This is a genomic window from Nocardia sp. CDC153, from assembly GCF_035818515.1.
Classification (GTDB): domain Bacteria; phylum Actinomycetota; class Actinomycetes; order Mycobacteriales; family Mycobacteriaceae; genus Nocardia.
This window is the reverse complement of the sequence record NZ_JAYKYU010000007.1, coordinates 75,898-100,098: the sequence shown is the minus strand read 5'-3', so window position 1 is coordinate 100,098 and position 24,201 is coordinate 75,898. Positions and strand designations below refer to the sequence as shown.

Annotated in this window: 19 protein-coding genes and 1 tRNA gene; 6 read left to right on the top strand and 14 right to left on the bottom strand. The window is 68.9% G+C overall.

Features of this window, described 5'->3' with window-relative positions; translation table 11 throughout:
- The first annotated feature begins 117 nt into the window (after positions 1-117).
- Genes VMT65_RS33655 through VMT65_RS33645 form a run of 3 tightly spaced genes read left to right on the top strand, consistent with a single transcriptional unit; the run spans position 118 to position 1,890 of the window.
- Positions 118-759, top strand: coding sequence for an aminodeoxychorismate/anthranilate synthase component II (locus tag VMT65_RS33655; RefSeq protein WP_326312712.1), 642 nt, complete (start codon positions 118-120; stop codon positions 757-759).
- Positions 756-1,439 (top strand): RibD family protein, encoded by a 684-nt coding sequence (locus VMT65_RS33650; RefSeq protein ID WP_326312711.1) that lies wholly within the window; start codon positions 756-758, stop codon positions 1,437-1,439. The genes VMT65_RS33655 and VMT65_RS33650 overlap by 4 nt, the downstream gene beginning before the upstream one ends.
- Entirely contained in the window at positions 1,429-1,890 is a 462-nt protein-coding gene (locus tag VMT65_RS33645) for a dCMP deaminase (protein WP_326312710.1), read from the top strand. Before VMT65_RS33650 ends, VMT65_RS33645 begins: the two co-directional genes overlap by 11 nt.
- A gap of 83 nt (positions 1,891-1,973) precedes the next feature.
- Here the strand turns inward: VMT65_RS33645 and pknB are convergent, their stop codons facing one another.
- The 7 genes from pknB to VMT65_RS33610 all read right to left on the bottom strand — a co-directional run bounded on the left by pknB (position 1,974) and on the right by VMT65_RS33610 (position 12,055).
- Positions 1,974-3,872 carry a Stk1 family PASTA domain-containing Ser/Thr kinase gene (pknB, locus tag VMT65_RS33640; protein ID WP_326312709.1) on the bottom strand — a complete coding sequence of 633 codons (1,899 nt, stop codon included), beginning with the start codon at positions 3,870-3,872 and terminating at the stop codon, positions 1,974-1,976.
- Entirely contained in the window at positions 3,869-5,458 is a 1,590-nt protein-coding gene (locus VMT65_RS33635; protein ID WP_326312708.1) for a protein kinase domain-containing protein, read from the bottom strand. Before VMT65_RS33635 ends, pknB begins: the two co-directional genes overlap by 4 nt.
- 35 nt (positions 5,459-5,493) lie before the next feature.
- Positions 5,494-6,969 (bottom strand): peptidoglycan D,D-transpeptidase FtsI family protein, encoded by a 1,476-nt coding sequence (locus VMT65_RS33630; RefSeq protein ID WP_326312707.1) that lies wholly within the window; start codon positions 6,967-6,969, stop codon positions 5,494-5,496.
- A complete protein-coding gene (locus VMT65_RS33625; protein ID WP_326312706.1) occupies positions 6,966-8,453 on the bottom strand; it encodes an FtsW/RodA/SpoVE family cell cycle protein in 1,488 nt (495 codons plus the stop codon). The genes VMT65_RS33630 and VMT65_RS33625 overlap by 4 nt, the downstream gene beginning before the upstream one ends.
- On the bottom strand, positions 8,453-9,964 hold the full coding sequence (locus VMT65_RS33620) for a PP2C family protein-serine/threonine phosphatase (RefSeq protein WP_326312705.1): 1,512 nt from the start codon (positions 9,962-9,964) through the stop codon (positions 8,453-8,455). Before VMT65_RS33620 ends, VMT65_RS33625 begins: the two co-directional genes overlap by 1 nt.
- A complete protein-coding gene (locus VMT65_RS33615; protein WP_040862589.1) occupies positions 9,961-10,428 on the bottom strand; it encodes an FHA domain-containing protein FhaB/FipA in 468 nt (155 codons plus the stop codon). Before VMT65_RS33615 ends, VMT65_RS33620 begins: the two co-directional genes overlap by 4 nt.
- A gap of 229 nt (positions 10,429-10,657) precedes the next feature.
- Positions 10,658-12,055 (bottom strand): DUF3662 and FHA domain-containing protein, encoded by a 1,398-nt coding sequence (locus VMT65_RS33610; RefSeq protein ID WP_326312704.1) that lies wholly within the window; start codon positions 12,053-12,055, stop codon positions 10,658-10,660.
- Positions 12,056-12,368: 313 nt separating this feature from the next.
- Here VMT65_RS33610 and VMT65_RS33605 point away from each other — a divergent pair.
- A tRNA-Leu gene (locus VMT65_RS33605) sits at positions 12,369-12,451 on the top strand.
- Positions 12,452-13,174: 723 nt separating this feature from the next.
- Here the strand turns inward: VMT65_RS33605 and VMT65_RS33600 are convergent.
- Entirely contained in the window at positions 13,175-14,206 is a 1,032-nt protein-coding gene (locus VMT65_RS33600) for a stage II sporulation protein M (RefSeq protein ID WP_326312703.1), read from the bottom strand.
- A 72-nt stretch (positions 14,207-14,278) separates the two neighbouring features.
- On the opposite strand from VMT65_RS33600, the gene VMT65_RS33595 reads away from it, so the two are divergent.
- Positions 14,279-15,079 carry an RDD family protein gene (locus VMT65_RS33595; protein ID WP_326312702.1) on the top strand — a complete coding sequence of 267 codons (801 nt, stop codon included), beginning with the start codon at positions 14,279-14,281 and terminating at the stop codon, positions 15,077-15,079.
- Here the strand turns inward: VMT65_RS33595 and VMT65_RS33590 are convergent.
- From VMT65_RS33590 to VMT65_RS33570, 5 genes are read right to left on the bottom strand one after another with little or no spacing between them, the layout of a single operon-like run.
- Positions 15,057-16,367: a DUF58 domain-containing protein gene (locus tag VMT65_RS33590; protein WP_326312701.1), complete on the bottom strand. Its 1,311-nt coding sequence runs from the start codon at positions 16,365-16,367 to the stop codon at positions 15,057-15,059. The genes VMT65_RS33595 and VMT65_RS33590 overlap by 23 nt on opposite strands.
- 3 nt (positions 16,368-16,370) lie before the next feature.
- The gene (locus VMT65_RS33585) at positions 16,371-17,372 is read right to left on the bottom strand and encodes an AAA family ATPase (protein ID WP_442790361.1); all 1,002 of its coding nucleotides are present in this window, start codon (positions 17,370-17,372) and stop codon (positions 16,371-16,373) included.
- A 5-nt stretch (positions 17,373-17,377) separates the two neighbouring features.
- A complete protein-coding gene (locus VMT65_RS33580; RefSeq protein WP_326312700.1) occupies positions 17,378-18,427 on the bottom strand; it encodes a DUF4129 domain-containing protein in 1,050 nt (349 codons plus the stop codon).
- Entirely contained in the window at positions 18,424-19,296 is an 873-nt protein-coding gene (locus tag VMT65_RS33575) for a hypothetical protein (protein WP_326312699.1), read from the bottom strand. The genes VMT65_RS33580 and VMT65_RS33575 overlap by 4 nt, the downstream gene beginning before the upstream one ends.
- A 10-nt stretch (positions 19,297-19,306) precedes the next feature.
- Positions 19,307-19,888, bottom strand: coding sequence for a TetR/AcrR family transcriptional regulator (locus tag VMT65_RS33570; protein ID WP_326312698.1), 582 nt, complete (start codon positions 19,886-19,888; stop codon positions 19,307-19,309).
- Positions 19,889-19,967: 79 nt separating this feature from the next.
- On the opposite strand from VMT65_RS33570, the gene VMT65_RS33565 reads away from it, so the two are divergent.
- The gene (locus VMT65_RS33565) at positions 19,968-21,521 is read left to right on the top strand and encodes an MFS transporter (protein WP_326312697.1); all 1,554 of its coding nucleotides are present in this window, start codon (positions 19,968-19,970) and stop codon (positions 21,519-21,521) included.
- Here VMT65_RS33565 and VMT65_RS33560 read toward each other — a convergent pair.
- Positions 21,518-23,347 carry a DUF4407 domain-containing protein gene (locus tag VMT65_RS33560; RefSeq protein ID WP_326312696.1) on the bottom strand — a complete coding sequence of 610 codons (1,830 nt, stop codon included), beginning with the start codon at positions 23,345-23,347 and terminating at the stop codon, positions 21,518-21,520. The two genes, VMT65_RS33565 and VMT65_RS33560, sit on opposite strands and share 4 nt — an antisense overlap.
- Between the last annotated feature and the right edge of the window lie 854 nt (positions 23,348-24,201).

Genomic DNA, 24,201 nt, shown 5'->3' with positions numbered 1-24,201 from the left:
AGACATTATCCCGGCGACCCTGTGGAAAGCGTCGTTGGGGAGTCCCCGGCGATTGTGGTGACACGGTTCGGAGGTATTGGCTGGGCCGCACGGTGCCGCGCCCACTACTCTCGAATCATGCGTGTACTGGTCGTCGACAACTACGACAGCTTCGTGTTCAACCTTGTTCAGTATCTCGGACAGCTGGGTGTGGACGCCGAGGTCTGGCGCAACGACGATGATCGGCTCGCGGATGTGGATGAGGTGGTGCGGGACTTCGACGGGGTGTTGATCAGTCCCGGGCCCGGCAGCCCCGATCGCGCGGGCGCGAGCATTCCGCTGGTGCATGCCGCCGCGAAGCACGCCACCCCGCTGCTCGGCGTCTGCCTCGGGCATCAGGCCATCGGTGAGGCGTTCGGCGCGACCGTGACCCGCGCCCCCGAACTGCTGCACGGCAAGACCAGTGAGGTCTTCCACATCGGCGCGGGCGTGCTGGCCGGACTGCCCGACCCCTTCACCGCCACCCGCTACCACTCGTTGACCGTCCTCGAGGAGACCATGCCGCCGGAGCTGGAGGTGCTGGGCCGCACCGAATCCGGCATCGTCATGGCCCTGCGGCATCGCGATCTGCCCATCCACGGTGTGCAGTTCCACCCCGAATCCGTGCTCACCCAGGGCGGGCACCGCATGCTCGCCAACTGGCTGGGCGTGTGCGGCGAGCGTCCGGCGGAGGGACTCGTGCAGACCTTGGAGGCGGAGGTCGCGGCACTCGCGTCATGAGGCCGCACGTCATGTTGTCGGTGGCCGTCAGCATCGACGGCTATATCGACGATGCGAGTCCGGATCGCCTGATGCTGTCCAACGCGGCCGATTTCGATCGCGTGGACGCCCTGCGTGCCGACTCGGATGCCATCCTCATCGGCGCGCAGACCCTGCGGCGGGACAATCCACGCCTGCTGGTCAACAGCACCGACCGGCGGCTGCACCGGGTCGCGGCGGGCAAGCCGGACTACCCGGTGCGCGTGATCGTCACCGCCGGTGGCGATCTCGATCCGGAATTGCGGTTCTGGCATTGCGGCGGCGAACGGCTGGTCTACACCACCGATTCCGGGGCCGACCGGATCGGTGACACCTTGCACGGGCTGGCCGAGGTGATATCCCTGGGCGCGGCAATCGATTTCGAGGAACTCCTCGACGATCTGGGTAAACGCGGTGTCGCCCGGCTCATGGTGGAGGGCGGCGGTGCCATTCACACCGCGTTCCTGTCGGCCGGTCTGGCCGACGAGATCTGGATGGCCGTCGCACCGCTGGTGGTCGGTGACCCGGCGGCCCCGCGCTTTCTCGGGCCCGCCGCCTTCCCGGGCGGGCCGAATCACCGCATGCAGTTGGCCGATGTCGGCCGCATCGGTGATATCGCACTGCTGCGCTATCTGCCCAAGGAGGATTCCGATGTCGGATGAGGCGCGCCTGGACCGCGGGTGGATGCGCCATGCCATCGGCCTGGCGCGGCTGTGCCCGCACAGCGATACCGCCTTCGCGGTGGGCGCCGTGATCGTGGGCGCGGACGGGGTGGAGATCGAGCACGGCTGGTCGCGCGAGACCGATGCGAAGGTGCACGCGGAGGAGTCGGCGCTGAACAAGCTGGAGCCGGACGATCCGCGGCTGCCGCACGCCACCCTCTACAGCACCCTGGAGCCCTGCTCGCAGCGCGCCAGCCAGGATCGCTCGCCGTGCACCGATCGCATTCTGGCGGCGGGGATTCGGCGGGTGGTCATCGCCTGGCGCGAGCCCGCCACCTTCGTGGACAACTGTGTGGGCGTGGAGAAGCTGCGCGAGCACGGCGTCGAGGTCGTCGAGCTGGACGATCTGGCCGACGAGGCCATGTCGATGAACCGGCATCTGCGCCTTTAGGTTTCAACCGCGAAGGTTTCACATGAAACAAGGGGCCCGCGGACATCCGCGAACCCCTTGTGAATCTCAGCGTCGACCCTCGATCACGGCGGGCCGAGCGACAGCACGCCCAGGGTCACGGTCACCGTCTGGGTCTTGCCCAGCGCGGAGCCCGCGCTCGGCTGCTGGGCCAGAATGCGACCGACCTCGCCCGCATTGAGCGTGCTCATGGTGTTCTGGTTCATCTGACCGCTCCAGCCCTTCTGCCGCAGCATGTCCACGGCCTGCGCCGGGGTCAGGCCGCGCAGATCCGGCATGGTCAGCTGATCGCCGCTGGAGACCTGCACGGTAATGCTGGACCCCTTGTCGGCCTGGGTGCCCGCGGCCGGATTGGTGGCGATGACCGTGCCCTTGGGCTGGTTGTTCGGCACCTCCTGGACGGTCACCTTGAATCCGGCGGTGTCCGACAGCGTGGACTGCGCGACGTCGATGCTCTGGCCCACCACATCGGGCACCCGCACCTTGTCCGGGCCGGAGCCGAGGGTGATGGTGATCTGGCTGTCGGAGTCGGCCTTCTGCCCCGCGTCGGGGGTCTGCGAGACGACCTTGTCCTTGTCCTCGGCGGCCGAGGCCTCCCGCTTCACATCCGGATTCAGGCGCAGCCCTTGCGAATTCAGGGTCTGCTCGGCCTGCTGCTGGGTGAGCCCGGCCAGCTTGGGCACCGGCACCTGCTGCGGCCCGGCCGACACCTGAACGGTGACGGTGCTGCCCTTGTCGACCCGGGAACCGCCCAGCGGCTGGGTGGCGATGACATTGCCCTGCGCCACCTTGGGATCGTTCTTCTGCTGGATGGCGACCGTGAAACCGGCCTTCTCCAGATCCCGTTGCGCCAGTTGATAGTTCTGATTGGCGACATCGGGCACCGTGACCTGATCCGGCCGTGAGCCCGGCCCGATGAGCATCCACGCCAGCACGCCCACCACCGCCACCGCGGCCGCCGCCAGAATGGCGATGAGCGCGGTGCGCCGCCGCGGATTCGCCTCGACGATCTCCTGTTCGGTGGTGTCGTCACGGCGTTCGACGGTGCGGTAGCTGCGCGGCGGCGGCAGTTCGTCGTCGAAGCTGCGGTCCTCGTCGGTCATGATCATGGGCGCGGTGGGCTTCTGCCCGCCCAGCACGCGGATCAGGTCGGCGCGCATTTCCGCGGCCGTCTGATACCGGTTGGCCGGGTTCTTGCTCATGGCCTTGAGAATCACCGAATCGAGTTCGCGCGGCACGCCCGGATGCACCTGCGACGGCAGCCGCGGATCCTCCCGCACATGCTGATACGCCACCGCGACCGGGGAGTCGCCGGTGAAAGGCGGTTCGCCGGTGAGGATCTCGTAGAGCACGCAGCCCACCGAGTACACGTCCGACCGGGCGTCCACCTGCTCGCCGCGGGCCTGCTCCGGCGACAGGTACTGGGCGGTGCCGATGACGGCGGCCGTCTGCGTCATGGGATTGGAACTGTCGGCGATGGCGCGGGCGATGCCGAAGTCCATCACCTTCACCGCGCCCGCCCGGTTGATCATGATGTTGGCGGGCTTCATGTCCCGGTGCACGATGCCGTTGCGGTGCGAGAAGTCCAGCGCCGCACACACATCGGCGATGACCTCCATGGCGCGCCGGGGCGGCAGCGGACCCTTGCCGCGCACGATGTCGCGCAGGGTGTCGCCGTCGACGTACTCCATGACGATGTAGGGCAGCGGCCCGCCGTCCACCTCGGCCTCGCCGGTGTCGTACACCGCGACGATGGCCGGATGGTTCAGCGCCGCCGCGTTCTGCGCCTCGCGCTTGAAGCGCAGATAGAACGTGGGGTCACGGGCCAGGTCGGCGCGCAGCACCTTGATGGCGACATCGCGGCCGAGCCGCAGATCCCGCGCCTTGTGCACCTCGGACATGCCGCCGAACCCGATGATCTCGCCCAGCTCGTAGCGGGAGGAGAGGTTCTTCGGGGTCGTCATGGCAATCCTTGCTGCGGGACTGTGGATGAGTAGGGGTCCTGGTACATCGGACTGCGGTCACTGCCCGGACTCACACCGCCACCCGGGTTCGCGCCGCCGGGGTTCGCACCGGGAGTCACTGGCCATGATGGTATGTCGCCCTGCTGCCAGGGCCAGCGAGCGGTGGTGGTCGGTCGCTGCGAGGTCGTGGTCGGCGCGGTGGTCGTGGTCTTCTGCGGTGTGGTGGTGGTCGGTGGCGGCGTGGTCGTCGGCTCGGGCGTGGTGGTCGGCGGCGGCTCGTAGGTCGTCACCGGGGGCGGCGGCACCGGGCGTTCGCGCGTCGTGGTGGTCGGCGGCGGCGTGGTGGTGCTCGGCGGGGCGACCGGCGGCGCGACCACCGCGCTGGTCCGCGCGGGCGGCGTGGACTCGTGAGTATTGCTGCTGGCCAATACGATTCCGACGCCGGCGAGCAGGATCAGCGCACCGACGGCCAGACCGGCCATGGCCTTCTGACCATTGGTGAACCGACCGCCGCCGGTCTTTTCGTCCGCGCCGGTGAAGGTCATCGGACCCACCGGTGTGCGCGGACCGGACATCACGGTGGTGGATCCGGTCGGCGCCATCGGCTGCCGCATAGCCTGCGGCGGCGGCGCGTAGCGGGTGGTGGCCTGATCGGCCCGGGCCCCCGGAATGATCATGGTCGGCCCCGGCGGCAGCACCCGGGTGGCCCCGGTCATGGGCGGCGCCATGGGAATTCCGCCGGGCGGGGTGGGTCTGCGACCCGAGCGCACCGCGGCCACCGCGTCGGCGAACTCGCCGCCGTCGGAGTAGCGCTGGGCCGGATCCTTGGCCATGGTGATCTCGATGAGCTCACGCACGTTCGGCGGTAGGTCGGCGGGCAGCGGCGGCGGGGTCTCCCGCACGTGCTTCATGGCCACCGTCAGCGCGCCGTCACCGGTGAACGGCCGTGCGCCCGAGAAGGCTTCGTAGCCGACCACGCCGAGCGAGTACACGTCCGAGGCGGCGGTGGCGTCCTCACCGGTGGCCTGCTCGGGGGCGATGTACTGGGCGGTGCCCATCACCATGCCGGTCTTGGTGACCGGGGACGCGTCCACGGCCTTGGCGATGCCGAAGTCGGTGATCTTCACCTGACCGGTCGGCGTCACGAGAATGTTGCCCGGCTTCACATCCCGGTGCACGACGCCCGCCTGATGCGCGACCTGCAGGGCGCGTCCGGTCTGCTCGAGCATGTCCAGACCCTGCGCGACCGAGAGCCGGTTGAGCCGGGAGAGCACCGCGTTGAGCGGTTCGCCCTGCACGTATTCCATGACCAGGTAGGCGATCTCGCCGCCGGACGGGTCCTGCGTCTCGCCGTAGTCGTAGATGCTCGCGATGCCGGGGTGGTTGAGCTGCGCGGTGGTTCGCGCCTCGGTACGGAAACGCTGCCGGAAGGTGGGATCCGTGGAGAATTCCGCCTTGAGCACCTTCACCGCGACCCGGCGGTCCAGCCGGGTATCCAACGCCTCCCAGACCTGGCCCATGCCGCCGGTGGCGATCAGCCGCTGCAGCCGGTACCGGTCCGCGATCATCGCACCGTTGTTCAGCATCCCAGACCCTGTCTACCTTGCACTTTCATCGTCGTTCAGCCCCCCAGCCCGGCGTCCAGCACCGCCCGGGCGATGGGCGCGGCCACCGAACCACCGGTCGCGGCCAGGGCGCGGTCGCCGCCGTTCTCCACGATCACCGCGATCGCGATCTTCGGGTTCTGCGCCGGTGCGAAGGCGATGTACCAGGCATGCGGCGGGGTGTTGCGCGGATCGTTGCCGTGCTCGGCCGTACCGGTCTTGGACGCGATCTGGTACGAGCGCGGCTGAGTCCCTCCCTGTGTGTTCTTCTCCGACTCCAGCATCAGATTGGTGATCTGGGTGGCCACCTGCGGGGTGACCGCCTGCCCCACCGAGGTCGGCTTGGTGGTCTCCAGCGTGCTCAGGTCGGGCGCCTGCAGCTGGTCCACCAGATACGGCTTCATCCGCACGCCGCCATTGGCGATGGTGGCAGCGATGACCGCGTTGTCGAGCGGGGTGAGCGCCACATCGCGCTGTCCGATGCTGGACTGGGCCATGGCCGCACTGTCGGGAATGGTGCCGACGGTGCTGTCCGCCCACGGGATCGGAATATTGGGATGCTGGGTCCCGATTCCGAACGCGTTGGCCTCGTCCTTGAGTTTGGCCGCGCCCACCTTCATACCGAGCTCCGCGAAGGCGGTGTTACACGAGTACTTGAAAGCCTCGGTGAGAGAAGCGGTTTGGGCATCGCCGGGACCGCAGTGGCTGCCGTTGTAGTTCTCCAGCGTGGTGGCGGTGTCGGGCAGCGTGATCCGCGGCGCGGCGGTGAACTGATCGTCGGGCTTGGCGATGCCGTTGGACAGCGCGGCCGCGGTCACGATCACCTTGAAGGTCGAGCCCGGCGGATAGGTCTGCGAGACGGCCCGATTCAGCATGGGCTGGCGCGGATCCTGCTGCAGCTGCTCCCAGGTCTTCTGGGTGGCCGCGCCGTCGTGCCCGGCCAGCAGGTTCGGATCGTAGGAGGGCGTGGACACCATGGTCAGGATGCGCCCGGTGCTCGGCTCGATGGCCACCACCGAACCGGTCAGGTTCTTGGCGGTCAGCTGCTCGTAGGCCACCTTCTGCATGACCGGGTTGAGCGTGGTCACCACATTGCCGCCGCGCGGGTCCCGGCCGGAGATCATGTCGATGAGCCGTCGCCCGAAAAGGCTGTTGTCCGAACCGTTGAGCACCGAGTCCTCGGCGTGCTCGAGCCCGTTGCTGCCGTACTGCATCGAGTAGTAGCCGGTGGCGGGCGCGTAGGCCAGCGGATCGGTCGGGTAGGTGCGCAGGTACTTGTAGCGGTCGTCGGTGGCCACCGAACTCGCCAGCACCGTGCCCGAGGCGGAGATCTGGCCACGCTGACGCGCGTACTCGTCCAACAGGACTCGCACATTGCGCGGATCGTTGCGCAGGCTGTCCGCCTTGAACACCTGTACGTAGGTGGCATTGGCCAGCAGCGCGACGATCATCACCATGACCGCCAGCGCCACCCGGCGCAGAGGCGTGTTCACGCGGCACCCCCCTCGACCTTGCCCTCGACCTTGCGCAGCAGTTGCGTCGACGCGTCGGCGATCGGGACGACCGGCTCGGCCCGCTTGCGCGCGGGGGCCGGACGCCGCGCGGCGTCGGACACCTTGATCAGCAGACCCAGCAGCACGTAGTTGGCCAGCAGCGACGAACCGCCGTAGGACATGAACGGCGTGGTCAGACCGGTCAGCGGAATCAGCTTGGTGACACCGCCGACCACCACGAACACCTGGATGGCGATGGTGAAGGCCAGCCCCGCGGCCAGCAGCTTGCCGAAGCTGTCGCGAATGGCCAGCGCGGTGCGGATGCCGCGAATGGTGAACACGCAGAACAACATCAGGATGGCGGTCAGCCCGATCAGGCCGAGTTCCTCCCCGATCGCGGAAATGATGAAGTCGGTCTTGGCGAACGGCACCTGCGAGGGCCGCCCGCTACCCAGCCCGGTCCCGGCCAATCCGCCGGTGGCCAGCCCGAACAGCGACTGCGAGATCTGATAGCCGGTATTGGAGTAGTCGGCGAAGGGATGCAGCCAGGTCTCCACCCGGACCCGCACATGCCCGAACATGTTGTAGGCGAACACGAATCCGATCGCCAGCAGCGCCATGCCGACCACGACCCAGCCCACCCGCTCGGTCGCGATGTAGAGCATGCACAGCACGGTGCAGAAGATCAGCAGGCAGGTGCCCAGATCCTTCTCCACCACCAGCACGCCCACCGAGAGCATCCACACCAGCAGCACCGGACCCATATCGCGCATGCGCGGCAACTCCATGCCGAACACGTGCTTGCCCGCGCCGGTGAACAGGTCGCGCTTGGACACCAGCACGCCCGCGAAGAACACGATCAACGCGATCTTGGCGAACTCGCCGGGCTGAACACTGAAGCCGGGCAGGCGAATCCAGATCTTCGCGCCGTTCACCATCGAATACCGGTCCGGCAGCACCGCGGGCAGCGCCAGCGCGATCACACCGATCAGTCCGAGGGTGTAGGCGTAGCGGGCCAGGCTCCGGTAGTCACGCAGCACGATCAACAACCCCATGAAAACCACCATCCCCAACCCCGTCCACAGCACCTGCTGGTTGGCGTCGGGGGAGGGGATGGGCAGGGAGGCGAAGGCGGCGTCCTGTGCCTGCGCTAGGTCGATGCGGTGAATGATCACCAGGCCCAACCCGTTCAGCAGCGCCGCGATCGGTAGTAGGAGGGGATCGGCGAAGGCCGCGAACCGCCGCACCGCCAGATGCGCCACCCCGAACAGGGCCAGGTACGCGGCACCGAGTTTGGCGATCTCCCAGGTGATCGCCTGCTCCTGACTGGCCTCCACCAGCACCAGCGACACCGTCGTGATGACGGCGGCCAGACCCAGCAGCAACAACTCGACATTGCGCCGGGTGGCGGGCGGCGGCGCAGGAGCGAATCCGCCGGGCGGACTGGGGAAGGCCCCAGTGGACGGCGGTGCCGGTGCGGACATCAGTCCGCCATCCTGCAGTTCTGCCCCGGAGTCTGCGGAGCCGTGGTGGTGGTGACAGGAGCGGTCGGCTGGTCGGACTTGTGGGGTTCCAGGGTGTGGGGTTCGCCGGTGCGCTCACCGCCGGTGAGGCCGCCGGGCGCAGCCGGGGTGGTCGGCGCGGCGGGCGTGGTGGTGACCGCGCCGCCCGGCTGATTCGGGTCGGTGGCGGGCGGGGGCACCGGGGTGCTCGGCGCGGGCGGCTGCGCCTTCTCGCACGGCGGCAGCAGCTCGGTCTGCACCAGATTGCGGATCTGCTTCACGGCGTCGTCGCGCGAGCCCGGCGGCAGACCCTTGTCCACCGAATCCCGGCCGCTGGGGCGAAGATCGTTGCGGGTCAACTGGGCACAACCGGAGGGGAACTTGTCACCGGACCCGGTCAGCGTCAATTCGCCCGCGCGCGTGACACATCCGACCTGATCCACATCGCGAATGGAGTAGCCCAGCACCGAACCGGGCAGGCCGCGCAGCACGACCACCTTCTCGCCGTCCACGCCGACGTAGTAGTTGCTGCGAATCATGTTGTAGCCCACGGTGAGTCCCGCGCCCACGGCCACCAGCAGGGCCAACGACAGCGCCAGCCAGCGCAGCTTGTGACTCTTCTTGGGCGGTTCGGGTTCGGGCGTCTGCACCGCGCGGCGCGGGGTGGCGCGCGGCGGGCGCATGGCGGCGGCCCGGCCCGCGGCGGTGTTCGGCGGGGGCGTGTCCTCGTCCTCACCGGAGGCCGCGCCCGCCACGATGGGGTGGCTCTGGCCGTAGTCCAGGTCGATGACGTCGGCGACGACCACGGTCACATTGTCGGGACCGCCACTGCGCAGGGCCAATTCGATGAGGCGGTCCGCCGCCTCGTCGGTGGTGCCCTCGCGCAGGGTGTTGGCGATGGTCTCGTCGCTGACCACGTCCGAGAGGCCGTCCGAGCACAGCAGATACCGGTCCCCGGCGCGCGCCTCGCGCACCACCAGGGTGGGATCGATCTCGTTGCCGGTCAGCGCGCGCATGATCAGCGAGCGCTGCGGATGAGTGTGGGCCTGCTCCGGGGTGATTCGGCCCTCGTCCACCAGCGACTGCACGAAGGTGTCGTCGCGGGTGATCTGGGTCAGCTGACCCTCGCGGAGCATGTAGGCGCGGGAATCGCCGATGTGCGCGAGGCCGAGTTTGCGCCCGGCGAACAGGATGGCGGTGAGCGTGGTGCCCATGCCGTCGAGTTCGGGCTCCTCCTCGACCTGGTCGGCGATGGCGGCATTGCCCTCGTGCACAGCACGATTGAGCTTGCCGAGCAGATCGTCTCCGGGTTCGTCGTCGTCCAGATGCGCCAGCGCGGCGATCATCAGCTGCGAGGCGACCTCACCGGCGGCGTGGCCGCCCATGCCGTCGGCCAGCGCGAGCAGTCGCGCGCCCGCGTAGACGGAATCCTCGTTATTGGCTCGGACGAGACCACGGTCGCTACGCGCTGCGTAGCGGAGAACAAGAGTCACGATCGCAGCTCGATCACTGTCTTGCCGACACGGACAGGGGTGCCGAGTGGAACTCGCACCGGAGTGGTGACCTTCGACCGGTCGAGGTAGGTCCCGTTGGTGGAACCGAGATCCTCGACATACCAATCCTCACCGCGCGGAGACAGTCGCGCGTGGCGGGTGGAGGCGTAGTCGTCGGTGAGGACCAAAGTGGAGTCGTCGGCGCGCCCGATCAGCACCGGCTGCGTGCCGAGCGAGATACGGGTGCCGGCGAGAGAACCCTGAGTCACCACGAGATATTTGGCGCCCTTCTGGCCCCGGCGAAACGATGGGAGCACCGCGGAACCGCCTGCGGCCCGAGGCGCGACCCGGAGGCCGGATGCCGCGTAGATATCGCTGCGCAGGGTCCGGAGCACCGCCCACACGAACAGCCACAGCAACAGCAGGAACCCCGCACGGGTCAATTGCAGGATCAATCCCTGCACGGTGCTCCACCTCCTGTTCGACCGTGTCGTAGGTACGGGCAAGTTACGGAGGTATGGCTCCGTGACCCCCAACCGGTGTGTTGCTGGTCAGCGTCGGTGCTCTGCTGGTTAGCGCGACCAGACTCCGCCGCGAGTGTTGGCAGCATCATAGGGCCGTCGACCGGTTGCGATCACGATACGACCGAGGAATTCCTAGCCATATCGTGACCTGCACCGCGAGCTTACGGGATCAGACGATCCGGATCAGGATCTCGGAATGTCCGGCGCGGATCACATCCCCGTCGGCCAGCTGCCAATCCTGGACGGGTGACCCGTTGACCAGCGTGCCATTGGTCGAACCGAGGTCCGAGAGCATCGCGGTCTGGCCGTCCCAGCGAACCTCGATGTGCCGCCGGGAAACTCCGGTGTCCGGCAGTCGGAAGTGCGCGTCCTGGCCGCGGCCGATGATGTTGCTGCCCTCGCGCAACTGGTAGGTGCGGCCGGAGCCGTCGTCGAGCTGCAGCGTGGCCGAGTAGCTCGAGCCGCCGCGCGCGGGCGCGGCGCCCGCGCCGTAGCCGCCCTGCTGACCGTAGCCCGGCTGGCCGTAGGCCTGATCGTCGCCGTAACCGGCCTGATCCGGGTACTGGTCGTAGCCCTGCTGGCCGTACCCCGGCTGCTGGCCGTAGCCCGGCTCGGCGTAGCCCGGCTGGCCGTAGCCGCCCTGGTCCGCGTAGCCCGGCTGGCCGTAGCCCGGCTGCTGGCCGTACCCCTGATCGGCGTACCCCTGCTGCTGGCCGTAGCCCTGGTCCGCGTAGCCCTGCTCGTAGCCGTGCTGCTGGCCGTACGCCTGATCGGCGTACCCCGGCTGCTGACCGTAGGCCTGCTCGGACTGGCCGTACCCCTGCTGGCCGTAGCCCTGGTCGGCGTAGCCCTGCTGGCCGTAGCCGCCGCCCTGCTGCTGGTAGTCGTAGCCGTTCTGGTAATCGGCGTAGCCCTGTTCGGACTGGCCGTAGCCGCCCTGTTCATAGCCCTGCTGGCCACCGCGGCCGTAATCGCCGTACCCCTGCTGACCGGGGCGGCCCGCAGGCGGGGGCGCGTACCCGCGGTTCCGCGGATCGGACTCCGCGGGCTCACGGCTTGGGTCGTAGCCTGAGTTCTGCGTCATGGGGCCAGCTCCTGGTTGCGGGTTGGGTCGTTGTGGACGTTCAGGACCCGGTGACGGGCCTGCCCGCCCACCCGCGTCCGGATCCACCCGGCCGCGTGTCCTGAACTGTCCGGTGTGCAGCGTAGGGGATGCCTCGAACTCCACGTGCACTTCGCCGTAGGTCTGCCACCCTTGCTCACGGATGTAATCCTGCAGATGTTTGGTGAATGCGCGCTTGGTGAGCTCGTAATCCTGCGCGGCCAGATCGCGTTCCGGCTGGCCCTCACCCGCGACGAGCTGCCGAAGATCGGACTCGTTGACGGTGATGACATAGCTGTTGGGCGCCAAGAGATGGCCCCCGCCGAGATCCTGGACATGGTCGGTGGCCTCACGCTGCAGTGCGGCCTCGACCTCCTGGGGTACGACGCTCCCGCCGAAGGCGCGGGCGAACACATCCCCGACAGCCCCTTGGAGACGGCGTTCGAAACGGGAAACGATCCCCATTGAGCCCCCTCCCTTCCAGGGTTTTCGACGCTCCCCGCGAGGAAGCGTGCGTCGTGTCGTTCGTGACCGGCCGTGGCGTGCGTGAGGTGCCCGAGCTCGAACATTGCGTCCGAGATGGCAACACGCAGACATGGCGTGTCGCCGCAGGGACACGGTGATTGCATGATATCCACGATCGTCCACACCTGTAACTCTTGGCGGCGAGCCAAGGTTCCCGCGTCGTAGCTACATCACGATCTCGGCCGCGTACCCCCGATAACCAGGCGATTTCGTTTTGGCGCGTACCCCGTGATAGTTTTCTTCACGTCGCTCCGGGCGAGTGGCGGAATGGCAGACGCGCTGGCTTCAGGTGCCAGTGTCCGTAAGGACGTGGGGGTTCAAGTCCCCCTTCGCCCACCGAGAAGGCCCCGATCCATTGGATCGGGGCCTTCTGCTATGTCCGGCCCGGGTTCGCGGTCCGGAGTGCGCGACCGAGTCCTCGCCGCGGGGACTCCGCTCGGCGCGACCAGGAAGTTCCCAGGTCAAACCGGATGTGACGAAGATCGCACACCCTGGTCGGGGAGGGGCGCCGGAGGCGTTGCCGGAGGGCGATTTCGGGGCGTCGTGGGGGTGAAAATCGTTTGCCGGAAGATGCCGTTTGGGGTATGTGTCCGATTACGTCCAGGTATTGCCTGATGATCATTTGGCTAAAACGGTGCCAAACAAACTTTCGGTTTGTTTGACGGATGGCGATCGGTGGGCAAACGGCGCTAGCTGCGACGAAACGCCAGCTTAACGTGGGTTGAACCGGTGGTTAGCGGAAAACTTGCGCCTTTTTCGCAAACCTTCCGGCGGGCTTCGAAACACATCGCACGCAAGGGGTTGAAACTCGGGTCAGAAGGCGACCGCGAGTCCAGTTTTCTGGGTTTCGGCAGACCGTCCGCTAAGTGGATGCCGAGAATTAGCGATCTTGCCGGGTTCCCCAGTGGGAAGGGGTGTTTCGCCTGGTCGACATATACGCTTGCGGGGCAAGTCGGAGGTTGCGTAGCCATAACGATTGTGTAGAGTCATCGGCAACGCTGGCCGCAGCTGAGCCGGACTCGCTGCGGCCAGTGGAAATCAATCCGAACGGTTCCGCGACTACGAAGTCGCCACTCCCACAACCGGTTCCGGACCCTTCTCGATCGAATAGCCCGTGATGTGCTCCGGGTGATCCCCCGCCTCCAGCTCGCGCATCGCGATCCTTCCCCGCCCGAGTACGTAGCCGACGAACGCGAGTTCGGCCAGCGCCCCGATACCGACCCGCAGTGCGGTGGGCAGTCCGCTGGGCGTCACGAAGCCCTCCAGGAAGCCGGAAACCAGCAGCACGCCCACCAGTCCGAGGGCGATCACGGCCGTCGCCCGCCCCTGTCGGGCCAGCGCCCGCGCCCGGCTCTCGCGGCCCGGGTCGATGAGCGTCCAGCCCAGCTTCAGACCGGCCCCGCCCGCCACGAAAACGGCTGTGAGCTCCAGCATTCCGTGCGGCAGCAGCCAGCCGAAGAACGGGCCCAGGCGTCCGGCCGCGGCCATCAGCCCGGCGCTGATCCCGAGGTTCAGCGCGTTCATGAACAGCATGTAGACCGCGGGCAGGATGAGCACGCCGAGGAACAGCACCATGGCCGACACCCACGCGTTGTTGGTCCACACCTTGGCGGCGAACGCGTCGTGCGAATGCTCGTAGTAGTAGGTCTCGAATTCGCCACCGGGGCGTGTCAAGGCATCTGTATCCGTGTCCAGTCCGAGATGTCGGCGCGCGGCCTCGGAATTGGCCACCCAGGCCCCCAGCGCCGCCGAGCCCAGCAGGAACACCGACGCCACCGACACCCACCAGGGCCAGGCCCGGTACACGGCGGCGGGGAAGCGGTGGGTGAAGAAGTAGCCGATCTCCCGCAGGGTGTCGATGCGGGCGCTCAGTATGCGACCGCGCGCCCGGGTCAGCACGGCCGAAAGTCCGGCGATGAGTTCGGGATCCGCCTCGCGGGTCTGCAGGCGCGCCAGCTGCTGCGAGGCCAGCCGGTACCGCCGCACCAGCTCGTCGGCCTCCGCGCCGGTGAGTCGCTTACCGCGCGAGGCCAAATGGTCGAGCCGGTCCCATTCGGGCTTGTGCACGAACGTGTAGGCGTCCAGATCCATCGGTACCCCTCCTGCGCTGCCGCTGACAGAATGCTATCCATCGCGATCTCATCCGGCGGAGGAAGACGACCCATGGCACTGTTCACCACCGGCGAGGCCGTCGCCGTCGAACTGCCCATCGCGCGGATTCCGACCCGGGCGGCGGCGTTCCTGCTCGACCTCATCCTGCAGATCATCATCGGCATCCTGTTGACGCTGCTGTTCATCGTGCTGCTGGTGTGGGCGGGTGCGGATTCCGCCTGGCGCGACGCCGCGATGCTGGTGGCCGGGGTGAGCGCGTTGATCGGGTATCCGGTGCTGTTCGAGACGTTCTCGCGCGGTCGGTCGGTGGGGAAGATGGCGGTGGGTCTGCGGGTGGTGCGCGTCGACGGCGGGCCCATCGACTTTCGGCACGCGGTGACGCGGGGGCTGGCCGGAATCGTGGACTTCTGGATGCTGGGCACGGGGCTGATCGCCATCGTGGTGTCGATGTGCTCACCGCAGGCGCGGCGGGTGGGGGACGCGCTGGCGGGGACCGTGGTGGTGCACGATCGCAGCCGCCTGCCCTTCGCCGCGTTGGCCGCACCACCGCCGTGGCTGGCGGGTTGGGCGCGGCAGCTCGATTTGTCCGGTCTCCCCGACGATTTGGCGCTCTCGACGCGCAAGTACCTGCTGCGCTTCCGGACCCTCACCCCGGAGGTCCAGGATCAGCTGGGGCGGGCACTGGTGATCGCGGTGTGCGCGCGGCTGCGCACGCCGCCGCCGAACGGGTATCCGCCCCTGCACATTCTGGGCGCGGTGCTGGCCGAGCGGCAGCGCCGGGCCATCCCGCCCGCGCCTTACGCGACGGGGCGGCCGGTGGCTATGCCGACTACAGCGCTCCGGTCTGCTTGAGTTCCAGGTATTCGTCCGCCAGCGCCTCGGGCAGCCGGTCGGGTGCGGCGGCGATGACGCGGACGCCCTTGCGGCGCAGGGTTTCCCGGGCCACCGCGTGCTCGGCGATGACGTTCTCGGCGGCGGCCGCGGCATAGAGGTCGTCCAGACCCGAGCGCCGGGTCGCGGCGGCCGCCACCTCCGGATCGGTCACCGAGACCACCAGCACGCGATGGCGTTCGGCCAACACCGGCAGCACCGGGAGCAGGCCCTCCTGCACGGTCGCGGCATCGAGGTGGGTGAACCACACCACCAGGCTGCGGCGGCGGGCGCGCCGCAGGGTCGCCCGCAGCAGGCCCTGATAGTCGGTGTCGACCAGTTCGGGGGTGAGTCCGGCCAGCGCGTGCATGAGCTTGACCTGCAGGCGTTTTCCGCCGATGCCGCGCACCTCGGTGCGCACGCGGCGGTCGTAGGCCAGCAGATCCACCGAATCGCCGCCCGCGGCCGCCAGTCCGCCCAGTAGCAGGGCCGCCTCGATGCTGGCGTCCAGTCGGGTGCTGTCGCCGGTACTCGGGGAGCCGACCCGGCCCGCGCTCACCCGGCCGGTGTCGAGCACCAGCACCACGTGGCGATTGCGCTCCGGCCGCCAGGTGCGCACCAGTACGTCATTGGCGCGCGCGGTGGCCCGCCAGTCGATGGTGCGGACATCGTCGCCCGCCACATACTCACGGAACGAATCGAATTCGGTGCCCTGGCCGCGAATCGTGGTGGTGTTGCGGCCCTCCAGCTGCTGCAGTTGCCGGACCTTCGAGGCCAGCAGTCGCTCGCTGCGGAACGGGGGCAGCGCGCGCAGCCGGGCGGGCACCTCCCGGCGCACCTGGCGTCCGGCCACGCCCAGCGGGCCGAGCAGGCGCAGCGTCACCGGACCGGCCACCCGGTCGCCGTGATAGTCCGGGGTCAGTTCGGTGCGCAGGCGAATCCTGGTGTTGGGCGGCAGATTCAGCGGGTGGGTGCGGTGGCGGGCGTGCGCGCTCGGCGGCCAGTCGTCCCACAGCGTGCCGCGCGCCGGACGCGTCCCGGTATTGAGCACCGCCAATTCCACCTCGATGCCGCGTCCGGTGCGCACGGTGGTGATCGGCGCCCGCGAAAGCTCCAGTGCGCCCGGTGATCCCAGGGCGGCCAGGTCGACGGCGATGAGCGCGGCCAGCGCCAGCGTCGCGATGGCCACGCCGAGCCACGACGGCAGCACCAGCGTGACGAACAGGGCCGCGAGCACGGCCGCGGCGGCCAGCCGTCCGGTGACGACCACGGCCTACACCGGAACGGGGACGGACATGAGCAGCGCGGCCATGACGCCCTCGGCGGTGACGCCCTCCACCTCGTGTTCGGGCCGCAGGTGCAGCCGGTGCCGGAGTACCGCGGTCGCAACGGCTTTCACATCGTCGGGGGTGGTGTAGGCGCGCCCGTTCAGCCAGGCGAAGGCGCGCGCGGCGGCCATGAGCGCGGTCGCGCCGCGGGTGGACGCGCCGTGCGCCACGGCGGGGGAGGTGCGGGTGGCCCGGCAGATGTCGACGGTGTACGCGAGCACCTCGGGGCTGATGGCGACCTGGGCGACGGCGGCGCGCGCGGCCGCGAGGTGGGCGGCGGTGGCCACCGGGCGCAGTCCGGCCGCGTTCAGGTCCCGGGGGTCGAATCCGGCGGCGTGCCGCTGCAGAATGCGGAATTCGTCGTCGCGCCCGGGCAATTGGACGTCCACCTTGAACAGGAACCGGTCCAGCTGCGCCTCCGGCAGCGGATAGGTGCCCTCCTGCTCGATCGGGTTCTGGGTGGCGACCACCACGAACGGATCCGGCAGCGGCTGCGGCACGCCGTCCACCGAAACCTGGCGCTCCTCCATGGATTCCAGCAGCGCGGACTGGGTTTTCGGTGGGGTGCGGTTGATTTCGTCGGCGAGCAGCAGATTGGTGAAGACCGGGCCGCGGCGGAAGGTGAATTCGGCCGAGTGCGGGTCGTAGATCTGCGATCCGGTGACATCGCCGGGCATCAGGTCCGGGGTGAACTGGATGCGGGCGTGCTCGAGGTCCAGCGCGGTGGCCAGCGCCCGCACCAGCAGCGTCTTGGCCACGCCCGGAACGCCTTCCAACAGCACGTGACCGCGGCACAGCAGGGCCAGCACCAGGAACATGACGGCGTGGTCGTTGCCGACCACCGCCTTGCCGATCTCGGCGCGCAGGGCCAGCAGCGCCTGGTGCGCGTCCTGCGCGGTCGGCGCGGCGGCGTCGATCTTGGTGGTGTCGACGGCATTCTGGGTCAGATCGGTCACAAGACCTCCGCTTCGATCCATTCGAGTTGTGCGGCCACGAGTTCCAGGGCGCCCCGATCGGCGACCGGGTCGAAAAGGGCGGCGCGGACCGCGACAGGGTCCATGCCGCTGCGCGCGCTCACGGTCCCGACCACCAGTTCGGCCGGGGTTTCCGCGGTGAGGCCGAGCGCGGGCCGCAGCCGCCGCAGCGACGCCGCCCGCAGTTTGTCCGCCACATGCGCGTGATCGCGCGACTTCCGGTACAGCCCGGCCTGTCCGGCCAGCAGTTCCTGTGCCGGGGCCTCCACGGGCAGCGGTTCGCGCACCAGCGCGCCGCGTCGCCGTCCGCGCCACCACAGCACCGCGGCCCAGGCGATGAGGAATTGCAGGCCGCCGAACGCGAGCCAGTTCGGCAGCGTGTGGAAGATGGAATCGCTGCCCTCACCGAAGTTCGGCGGCGGCACATCGGGCCGCTGCGGCGGTGTGCTCGGCGGATTCGGCATATCGGTCGACGGATGCGGCATCGAGGGCGCGGGCCCGAGCTGCGACAGCGCGTACACCAGCAGCACGACCAGCAATATGCCGATGACGACGGCCCAGAACCGCCAATCTCGCAGCAGTTCCGGCAGTTCCGGACGTTCCCGCTTCGACTTCTCCTTGGCGGCCTTGGTTTTGCGCGTCTTGCGTTTCTCGGTGATTTCGACCGGGCCGTCCTTGGGCGGCGGCGCGATCGAATACCGGTCCGCCCGTTCGAGTTGCCGATACTCCGCCTCGGTGCCGAACCGTCCGCCGTAGACGACCTCGTCGAAACTGTGCGCGGCCGAGGGCAATTCACCCGCGTCCGGCACGGTGTCGGCGGCGGCACGGGCGGTCTCCCGCGCGGTGCGCGCCCGTTCCTCCTCGAGCAGCCCGCGCTGCTCCAACCCGCGGGTGACCGCGCGATACCGTTCGCGCAGTGCCGCACCGAAATCGCCGCGCCGGGCGGCGTCCTCGGCGGCGGCCAGGTGGGCGGCGGCCGGGCCCAGGGCGGGTTCGGGCGGAACCGGAATCCGGTCGGTCTCGGTCATCGGCCGCCCCCGGTCGGCACCGGAATGTCCCAGGCTTCGCGGCGGCAGCGGCGGTCCACATAGATGACGACCTGGGTGGCCGATTCCACCAGCTCGCCCAGCGCCACCATGAGCAGTGCGGCGGTAATGATCAGGACGGTCACCGTCCAGCGGTGGGTACCGGAGAAGTCGGCGATGAACTGCGGCAGCGCGAGCACCGGGACCAACAGCACCAGCAGCAGTCCGCGCAGGTAGAGCCACAGACCGACCAGCTGCCATTCCGTACCGCCGACAAGCGTTTTCGCGCGTCGGGCGGCGGCCTGGTAGCCGGTGGTCGTGTCGAAAACGATGGGCACCAGGGTGGCGCGCCGTCCGCGCAGCCAAGCCAGCCAGATCACCGCGAACGGAATGGTGATGAGCAGGGGAGTGCCCATCGCCAGCACGCCCACGCCGATGAGCGTGTACATCACCTGATAGCCCAGCAGCGGACCGATTTTCGACGTCAGCCGCCCGAGCGCGCCACGCCAGCTCATCGAGTTCCGATGCACGACCGACAGTCCGATCGGCACGGTGACCCCGCGCACGAACAAGCGCAGTGCCCACGCGCACAGCAGCGTGACCACCAGTGCGCCCCAGAAGGTTCCGCTATCGGAATCGTCGGTGATCGCGGCCGCCGCCACGGTGCCCGCGATCGCCACGACCGACGCCACCGCGACCGCGCCGCCGAGCAGCGCCGCCAAGGTCTTGATCCGCGCCTGGATCAGCGCGAACGGCAGATCCAGCAGTTCCCGGAACTGCATCGGGCGAATCGGAACCACCGGTTCGGTAGAAGTCGGTCCCCCCACCGAGCCGGTCGGCGAACCGACGGAGTCGGCGGCGGTCGGCAACACGCGCCCGAGTCTATCCGGACCAGCGCGTTCGGTCGCCCGATGACAGCAACCGCGCCACCACGCGGCGGTACAGCTCCGGGTCGATGGGCGGCATGCCGAGCAGGGCCCGCAAATAGACGCCGTCGCCGACCAGGCGCACGATCTCGGCCTGGACCGGATCGTCGATCTCGTTGTCCAGGGCCGTCTTCCAGGCGGACAGCACCTCGCTCAGCGCCCGGTCGGTCTCCGCCTGCGCGGTATCGCGGGGTGCGTCGACGGTCCGCATGGCGGCCAGCATGGATCGGTACAGCGCGAGTTCGACGGCGTCGGTCTCGTCCTGGGGGTGCGGGGCCTGCAGATACCACTCGGCCACCGACCGGCCCTCTGCCACGGCGTGTCGCACCTGTTCGTCGGCGCGCTCGCCGACCCGGCGCAGCAGTCCGGCGATGAGCGCGTCCTTGCTCTTGAAGTGATAGAGCAGTCCGCCCTTGGAGACGCCCGCGGTGGCGGCCACGTTCTCCAGGGTCACCTGGGACAGACCCTTGTCGAGCAGCAGCGTTTCGAGCGCGTCCAGGATCCGGTCGCGGGTTCCGGCGGGGTCACGGGTGGTCACGAGGCTTGACTGTACCGTCTGGACGGTTCACACTTCTACTGTACCGTCTGGACGGTTCAAGACTTGAGAGAGAAAGCCGATGACCACCACCGCACGTTCCGGAACCCCCGTGACCCTCGACCGGCGCAGTGCGCCCGCACCGAAGGCCCGGCCCAGGGATTGGGCCGGGCTCGGTGTCCTCGCGCTCGCCCTGCTGCTGATCGCCGTCGACGCCACCGTGCTCGACCTCGCGGTCCCGTCGATTACCTCGGACCTCGCCCCCACCACACCGCAGCTGCTGTGGATCATCGACGTCTACTCGTTCGTGCTCGCGGGCCTGCTGGTCACCATGGGCACCCTCGGCGACCGCATCGGCCGGCGCCGCCTGCTGCTCATCGGCGCGGCCGGTTTCGCCGCCGCCTCGGCGCTCGCGGCCTGGGCGGTCAATCCCGAAATGCTCATTGCCGCACGTGTTCTGCAGGGTGTCGCCGGTGCGACCCTGATGCCCGCCACGCTGGGCCTGATCCGATCCATGTTCGCCGACGCGCGCCAGCGCACCCTCGCCATTTCGGTCTGGGGCGCGATGGCCGCCTCCGGTGCGGCCTTCGGTCCGCTGCTGGGCGGCTGGATGCTCGAGCACTTCTGGTGGGGCTCGGTGTTCCTGGTGAACCTGCCGGTCATGGCGCTGCTGCTGGTACTGGCCCCGGTCCTGGTGCCGGAGTCGCGAGACCCGAACCCGGGACGTTTCGACCTGATCAGCGCGGGTCTGTCGATGCTGGCCCTGATCCCGATCGTGTACGCGGTCAAGGAATTCGCGGCCCACGGCCCGAGCCTGAACCTGGTGTTCATCGCCGCCGTCGGCGTGCTCTCGGGTGTGGTGTTCGTGCGCCGTCAGCGCGGGCTCGCGGCCCCGCTGATCGATCTCGACCTGTTCCGAATGCCGCTGTTCCGGGCCGCCGTGTTCACCAACCTGCTGTCGGTGTTCGCCCTGGCCGGTGTGCTGTTCTTCGGTTCGCAGTACCTGCAGCTGGTGTTGGGCAAGTCGCCGCTGGAGGCCGGTCTGCTGCTGATTCCGGGCACGATCGGCTCCATGCTGGGCGCGCTCGCCGCGGCCTGGCTGGTCCGATGGTGGCGTCCGGCAACGGTTTTGGCGGGTGCGCTGGTGACGGTCGCGGCCGGTGCGACGCTCTACTGGCTGCTACCCACCGATCCGCAGGGCTCGGTCGTGCCGTTCGTGGTGGGCTTCCTGCTGATCGGTCTGGGCGAGGGTGTGGCGCTCACGGTGTCCTCCGACATGATCGTGAGCACCGCGCCCGAGGCCCGCGCGGGCAATGCCGCCGCCATCTCCGAGACGGCCATGGAGACCGGTATCGCCCTGGGTGTGGCGGTCTTGGGCAGTGCCGTCATGGCGGCCTTCCGCCACGGCCTGGACCTGTCGCACGTGCCGTCCACCCAGGCGGACGCGGCGCGCGAGTCGCTGGGTGGCGCGGTCGAAACCGCCCGTGCCCTACCGCAACCCGCGGCCGGTGAGCTGTTGGGCTCGGCGCACTCCGCCTTCGTCAGCGGCATTCACCTGGCGGCCACGTCCACGGCGGCCATCCTGCTGCTGACCGCGGTGATCGCCTACCGCGCGGCCACCCGGAAACGGTCCTAATCGTCCTTGCCGGGCGGCAGTTCGCGCGGGCTGCGGTAGTCCAGTTCCGGGTCGTGGCGACCCGGCAGCGCGTCCTGCCGCGGCCCGGCGGGCAGCGGGTGGCCCGGCTCGACCACCTGGCCCTGGTGCAGCGCCTGATACGAGGGGTATTGGGCGTAGGGCTGATCCACCACGGTCGAGGCCACGCGCTGCGCGTGCTGCGGTGCGCCCGGCGGCAGCTGGTACCCGTACTGCGGCGGCGCGTAAACCTGTTGCGGCTGCGCCGAATCCTGGGAATCCACCGTCACCTTGCGGGTGCGGCGCAGCGTGAAGGTGATCTCCTCGGCCTCCTCGAAGGCCTGCCGCACCGTGCGCAGCGGGTGCGTGGCGGTGTCGATGGCATTGGCCACGAAGGACGGGACCAGCGGCCGGATCCAGCGGGCCGCGGTATCGGTGAAGGGCACGGTGCCGATGATCGGAAGCTCCAGGCCCCCACCCTTGTTCGCGGTCGCGGGCTGGGCGACCGGGGTGTGCGGCGCGAGCGCGCCGCCGGGCGGCAGCGGGGCCAGCGCCCCGGACGTCAGCGGGGCGGGCAGATTCGGCGACTGTGTCACGTTCCCCTCCTGGGACACGGTGCTGTCCTTTCGGTCCCCGGCCGCGGCCGGGAGTTCATGTCTGGTGGCACTGTCGAATTCGGCGACCGCGCGCTGCGCGGGTTCGGTGATGCCGATCTCGAGATTGCCGATGGCGGCGATGATGCGGGTGCGCTGCCGTTCCCGGTCGATGGCGGTGTCGGCGTGCGCGGCCAGGCGCGCGGCGGTGAGTTGTTGTTCGGCGCGCAGGTTTTCGGTCTCCACCCGCACTTCGGCCTGTTTGACGGCGATGGCGGTGGTGGCGGCCTGGTCGATGCGGTCGGTGGTGGTGCGGACCGCGACGCCGCGGTCGAAGGCGGTTTCGCCCCGCCACCAGCGCAGCAGCAGCGGCAGCAGGGCGAGCACGGTCATGAGCACGGCCAGCGCGAGGCGCAGCGCCAGCGGTCCGGCGTGCCCGCTCGTGTAGTCGTTCATGGCCACCCAGCGCGCGCCGAGTCCGCGGTCGCCCTCGGTGTAGGCGTCCTTGCGGGCGGTGGCGAGGGCCTTGTCCTTCTCGGTGACCTTGGCGTCGAGCCCGTCCACCTTGGCCTGCGCCGCGGTCAGTTGGGCGCGGGCGTCGTCGAGCATCTGGTTGGCGGTGCGTTCCTCGGGTCCGCGCCCGGGCACGCCCGTGGTCGGGATGCCGACGCAGTCCTGGCTCGGGTTGTATTCGCAGCGCGCGATTTTCAACGCGGTGGCGACATCGGCCTGGGCCTTGACGATCTGCTGGTCCAAGGCCGTGCGATCGGCCTTGGCCTGATCGAACTCGGTGCGCGCGGTGACCACGGCGGGCGCGGATTCCACGGTGCGCTGGGCGGTTTCGTCGAGCAGGCGGTCGACGGTGCCCGAGAACACCACGGTGGCGGCCAATTCGGCGATCACCACACCGGCCAGCACCGCCACCGCGATGCGACCCGTGAATTCGGCCACGGCTCGGCGGTTTTCGTGCCGATTCGGGGTCGCGGCGGTGGCCAGCGCCCGGCCGACGGCCCCGACCAGCAGGGTCGCGATGAGCGCGACCGCCAGCAGGGCGAGGAAGGGCCACTTCGCCGCGCCCACGGCCACGGCCGTGACCACGCCCGCGGTGATCGCGAACAGCGCCACCACCGCGCCGGTGACCGTATAGCCCCCGCGTTCGTCCCGATCGGTGAGTCGCGGCTGTGCCCCGCCCAGCCAGACCAGCAGCGCGCCGAGTCCGGCGGCTTTCTCAGTCATGGGAACTCACATCCCTTTAAGTCCCAAGTGATTCGGCTTCGCGCCGTGCTATCGCTGAACCGTCGCTGATTCGTTGTCTCAGCGTGACAGGCCCGGCGCGGTTCCATCGACCGCGGCGGCTGGGATGTGGCCAGGCTCACAGTGGCGCGTTTCGGGCGTATGACGTGGTGTTGATCACGCTCGGACCGGCTCGAATGGGACCGAAAATGCCGCCCGCAGGCGCTTTTACGGTTTGCTGAGCGTGTGCTGAATCCCACATTCAGGAAAAATTCCGTACGGTCGGCAGGTAGCGCGGTCATGTCGCCTCGACGGCCGCCGCGGCGACGGAACTTGTCCGGAAAGTTAGCCGCCTAACGCCCGGTTTGCCGGATCCCATTGTGGGGAAATCTGTTCCATTGCAGGTGAGAGGCCGTCCGGAGCTGCGTCGGAGCGGTCATCGGTGGTCCTCGCGCGCGTGCGATGCAGTGGTGAACTCAACTGAAACGCGCGTGCACCCCTGCTTTACACTGGAGAACGCGCGTGTGTTGGAGGACCGATGAAGAAGCCCAGCTAGAAGCTGGAATTAGTGCAACCTAAGTTGGTTGGGCTCCAGTCCTGACTTATCGTTTGCTCTTACGCCGAACTACACAAATTCGGCACAACTCCCCATACGGTCAGAGGCCCGATCGGTGCTCAGCCTAGCGGGCGAGAACGGCGCGGTGTGTGGCGAACGCGTAAGAGTTCCGTTACCACCGAGCACCCGACTAGGTAATCGAAGCGGGTCGACAACTGCAAAGTTGACTGCACGGAGTGACCATCAGCGCCGCTGGTCTCCGAAACGTCCGGGCGCAGTCCCTACCGGAGGCGTTCGACGA